Origin of the sequence: Pseudomonas sp. Z18(2022) (genome assembly GCF_036346535.1) — a bacterium.
Classification (GTDB): Bacteria; Pseudomonadota; Gammaproteobacteria; order Pseudomonadales; family Pseudomonadaceae; genus Aquipseudomonas; species Aquipseudomonas yamanorum_A.
On sequence record NZ_JAOTOA010000005.1, the window covers coordinates 372,263 to 376,880 of the forward strand.

A 4,618-nucleotide genomic window follows, 5' to 3' on the forward strand; every position below is an offset into this window, starting at 1 on the left:
CCCCGCAAAAAATTTGATCCATTCATTGGCCCGTTTGCGACAGCCTGTACTAGCATACGAGGCGGCAGTCATGGATATCACTGCCCTGTACGCCGCCCTCCTTGAAACTCATGGATGAAATGATGAACTCACACCTGTTCCCCCACATTGGCAAGGTCATCGCCAGCACCGGCAGCCGGCATTTCCCGCGCATGCTGCACGACCTGATCCTCACCCAACTGGCGGTCGACGCCACGCACATCACCCAAATGCCCGTGAGTTCAAGGGACCACGCCCCGCTGCCCGACCTGGACGAGACCCAGGCCGCCGCCCAACTGCACCTGACCCGACGCAAGAATGACGTCAGCTACGTGCTGTCGGTGTACCGCTCCAACCCTTGCGAGAGTTTTTCCCAGCAGGAACGGATCATCCTGCAAGACTTCTCTTCCCTGCTGCTGCCGATGGTTGAAAAACACATCAGCGCCCTGCAACCCAGCGGCCCGGAGAATGAAGTGCCGCAGCAACAAGGCATCGACACCTTGCGCCGGCGCTTTGAAGAACGCCTTGCGCAATCCGGGCTGGCCCTGTCCAGCCGCGAGCTTGAAGTGTGCGTCGGGTTGCTGGCCGGACGCACCGCGCCGGAACTGGCGGAGCAGTTGGCGTTGAAGGTCAACACCATCGAGAGCTACCTCAAGCGGGCGGCGATCAAGATGGGCATCAGTGGTCGGCATTCGTTGATGCGGTGGATGTATTCCACGGAAGAAAGCAGCGGTCTCTAGAACACCACAGAACCAATGTGGGAGCTGGCTTGCCTGCGATAGCGGTGTCTCAGTCACCTGATATGTTGACTGACACATCGCTATCGCAGGCAAGCCAGCTCCCACACTTTTGATCTCTACCCGGGTTAATCCCGCGCCAGGGCTTCAATCGGATCCAGCCGCGCCGCATTCCTCGCCGGCACAAACCCGAACACAATCCCGATCAACGTCGAACACGCAAACGCCGTCACCACCGACCCCAGGGAAAACACCATTTCCCACTCTTTCACAAACAACGAAAACAGATAGCCGATGGCGAATGACAGCGAGATGCCGATCATCCCGCCAATCAGGCAGACCATCACCGCCTCCACCAGAAACTGCTGGCGAATATCCGATTGCCGCGCGCCCACCGCCATGCGAATCCCGATCTCACGGGTGCGTTCGGTCACCGACACCAGCATGATATTCATCACCCCGATGCCGCCCACCAGCAATGAAATCACCGCGATCAACGACAGCAGCAACGCCAGGGAACGGCTGGTTTTCTGCACCGTCTGCATGATGCTGTCGAGGTTGTTGGTAAAGAAATCCTTGGTGCCGTGGCGCTGCAACATCAGCTTGGTGACGTTCTCTTCCACTACCTTGCTCGGCTGGCCATCCTTGATGCGCACGGTGATGCTGTCCAGATGACGCTGGCCCAACAGCCGGCCTGCCGCCGTTTCATAGGGCACCCACACGTTCAGCGCCTTGCTGGCGGCAAACATGTTTTTATTGTCGGCCGTCACCCCGATCACCGTGCACGGCAGGTTGCCCACCAGGATCACCTGGCCCAGCGGATCCACGCCGGGGCCGAACAACCGATGACGCGCGTTGTGATCGATCACCACCACCTGGGCCTGGCGCCGGGCGTCGCTTTCGCTGAAGGTAATCCCGGCTTCGAGCTTCAGGCCCTTGACCTGGAAATAGCGATCGCTGACCCCATTGACCTGCGCGTCCAGGTCGATATTGCCGTAGCGCAGCAACAGGTTGCGCCCCACCACCGGCGTGGCGCTGTCGACATAATACAGCTGGTTCAGCGCCTCCACATCCGACGGCAACAGCGTCTCGATCGCCGAGGCGCGACTGTCACCGAAACTCTTGCCGGGAAAGATATCAATGGTGTTGCTGCCGATGGCCTGGATGTCCTTGAGCACATAACGCTTGGCGCCCTCGCCGATGGCCGAGATCGACACCACCGAGGTGATGCCGATGACGATGCCGAGCATGGTCAGCAAGGTGCGCATGCGATGGGAAATCAGCGCGACCCAGGCCATGTTGAAGGCCTCCTTGAACAACCCGAGGCTGGCCACCAACTTGCGCGCACCGCTGCGCTTGGGCTCGATGGGTGCCTCGGTGGGCAGGTCCAGGCCGACACTTTCGTTGGCGCGGTCACTGACAATCTCGCCATCGCGCACCTCAATGATCCGCTGGGCATTGGCTGCGACCTTCGGGTCGTGGGTGACGATGATCACCGTGTGCCCGGCGGCGTGCAGCTCCGCCAGGATGCGCATCACTTCCTTGCCGCTGTGGGTATCGAGGGCGCCGGTGGGTTCGTCGGCGAGGATCACCTCGCCGCCATTCATCAAGGCCCGGGCGATACTCACCCGCTGTTGCTGGCCGCCGGACAGCTGGCTCGGGCGATGGGTCAAATGCCCCGACAAGCCCAGTCGTGCCAACAGCTCCCCTGCCCGACTGTGCCTCGCGCTTTCCGGTGTGCCGGCATAAATCGCCGGCATTTCCACGTTGTGCAACGCACTCAAGTGCGCCAGCAGGTGGTAACGCTGGAAGATAAAACCGAAGTAGTCACGACGCAGCTCCGCCAGCTGTTCATCCCCCAGGGTGCGGGTTTCGATGCCATTGATCTTGTAGCTGCCGGCGGTGGCGTAGTCGAGGCCGCCGAGGATGTTCATCAGGGTGGATTTACCCGAGCCCGAAGCCCCGGTAATCGCGACCATTTCCCCGGCGTGGATGGTCAGGTCGATACCCTTGAGCGCAATGAACTCACGGTCACCGGCCATGAAACTGCGCACGATGCCTTTAAGCTCCAGCAGTGGCTGAGTCATCGATCAGCCCCCCGCCACGGCAGGCGATGGATCGCCAATCACCACCTTGTCGCCTTCGGCCAGGCCATCGAGGATCTGCACCTTGACGTTGTTGTTGATGCCGGTCTGCACCTGCCGCGTGTTGGCCCGGCCCTTGGCATCCAGCACCCGCACCGGGAAGCGGCCATCGGCGTTGCGCGGGCCGAGTGCGGCCACGGGCACCGTCAGCGCGGCCTTGGCGGTGTCGAGCACGATGCGCACCTGGGCGGTCATGGCGATGCGCAGGCGGTGGTCGGGGTTGGGCACGTCGAACAGTGCGTTGTAGAACACCGCGGTGTTTTGCTTGGGGGTGCCGGCGGTCTGGGTTTCGAGAAAGTTCTGCGGGGCCGGTTCGGTGCCGCGCAGTTTGGCGTAGTAGCGTTTGTCGGCCTCGCCGAGGATGGTGAAGTACACCTGTTGGCCGGGGCTGATGTGGATCACGTCGGCCTCGGAGACCTGGGCCTTGACGGTCATGGTGTCCAGGTCGGCGAGCTTGAGCAGCACCGGCGCCAGTTGGCTGGCGATCACGGTCTGGCCTTCCTGGGTGACGATGCCCACTACATCGCCGTCGATGGGCGCGACGATGCGGGTGTAGGCCAGGTTGATCTTGGCGGTGTCGATCTGGATGTGGGCGCTTTTGATCTGGGCGTCGAGGGACATCAGGTTGGCGCGCTGCACTTCGTAGTTGGACTCGGCGGTTTCGAAGTCCTGGCGGGAGACGGATTCGTCCTCCTGCAGGCCCTGGTAGCGTTGGTAGACGGATTTGGTTTCCTTGAGTTGAGCCGCGGTGGCACGGCGTTGGGCCTGGAGGTTTTCTTCGTCGACCTGGGCTTTGCGCAGGGTGTTCTGCAGGATCAGTGGGTCGATTTCGGCGAGCCATTGGCCCTTCTTGACCTTGTCGCCGACCTTGACCTTCAGGGACTTGAGTTGGCCGGAGACCTGGGCGCCGACGTCGACCTGCTTGACGCCTTCCAGCAGGCCGGTGGCCAGGACGGCGTTTTCGATGTCACTGCGTTCGGCGGTGGCGGTCAGGTACTGCGGCGCGTCTGCGGGGGCCTGCACGGTGTAGATGATCAGGCCGGCTGCGACGGTCAACACCAGGGCCAATCCTGCTTTCCGATACTTTGACTTTTCCATAAATGACCATGAGAGGTGTTGAAGTTGGTCCGGCTTTTGGCTCGGAGTACATATCCGTTTTTTTGGTAACGGCTGATATTGGTTCCGCTCTTACAGCGGCCTACAGGCCGGCTTGAGTGTGGTGAAGCAAAGGCAAAATCAAAATCTACAGCGCGCACGCCTCCCCTGTAGGAGCTGGCTTGCCGGCGATGGTCGTTAACGATGACGTTGGCGTCCTGAATGAACGCGGCGCTCTCAGGTTCTTCGCCGGCAAGCCAGCTCCTACAGAAAAGCGGCTTTTGCCTTTGCTTCTACCACTCAGGTCGGCTTTCAGGCCGCCGTGCTCTTGCTTTTGATCTTGATCTGCGGGCCCCGTTAACCACGATGGCCGCAAGCAGGCACGGTGGAGCGGGTAAATCGGCAGGGATGCCGATTTAGCCGCGCCGGGCCATGGATGGCCCGTCGCGGCGGCCCGCGGAGACGGGTCTGATTGCGGGCATGCCGAGCCTAAGCGAGGCACCGAGTGGTGGGGCAAAGACCTTTTGGTTACTTTTGGGGCGTTTGCCAAAAGTGACCCGCTGTAAGAGCGGAACCCTAAGTGGCCGTTACCGCAGAAACGGATATGTACTCCATCAAAACCCC

At 61.2% G+C, this 4,618-nt stretch carries 3 protein-coding genes; 1 reads left to right on the plus strand and 2 read right to left on the minus strand.

What is annotated here, in order from left to right:
* Nucleotides 1-110: 110 nt before the first annotated feature.
* Nucleotides 111-758, plus strand: a complete 648-nt coding sequence (locus V3W39_RS14990) for a helix-turn-helix transcriptional regulator (protein ID WP_330212873.1) — start codon at nucleotides 111-113, stop codon at nucleotides 756-758.
* Between the two features lie 125 nt (nucleotides 759-883).
* On the opposite strand, the gene V3W39_RS14995 is transcribed toward V3W39_RS14990, so the two are convergent.
* Both V3W39_RS14995 and macA read right to left on the minus strand, forming a co-directional pair.
* On the minus strand, nucleotides 884-2,842 hold the full coding sequence (locus V3W39_RS14995; protein ID WP_177042715.1) for a MacB family efflux pump subunit: 1,959 nt from the start codon (nucleotides 2,840-2,842) through the stop codon (nucleotides 884-886).
* A gap of 3 nt (nucleotides 2,843-2,845) precedes the next feature.
* Nucleotides 2,846-3,997, minus strand: a complete 1,152-nt coding sequence (gene macA, locus V3W39_RS15000; protein ID WP_177042716.1) for a macrolide transporter subunit MacA — start codon at nucleotides 3,995-3,997, stop codon at nucleotides 2,846-2,848.
* Between the last annotated feature and the right edge of the window lie 621 nt (nucleotides 3,998-4,618).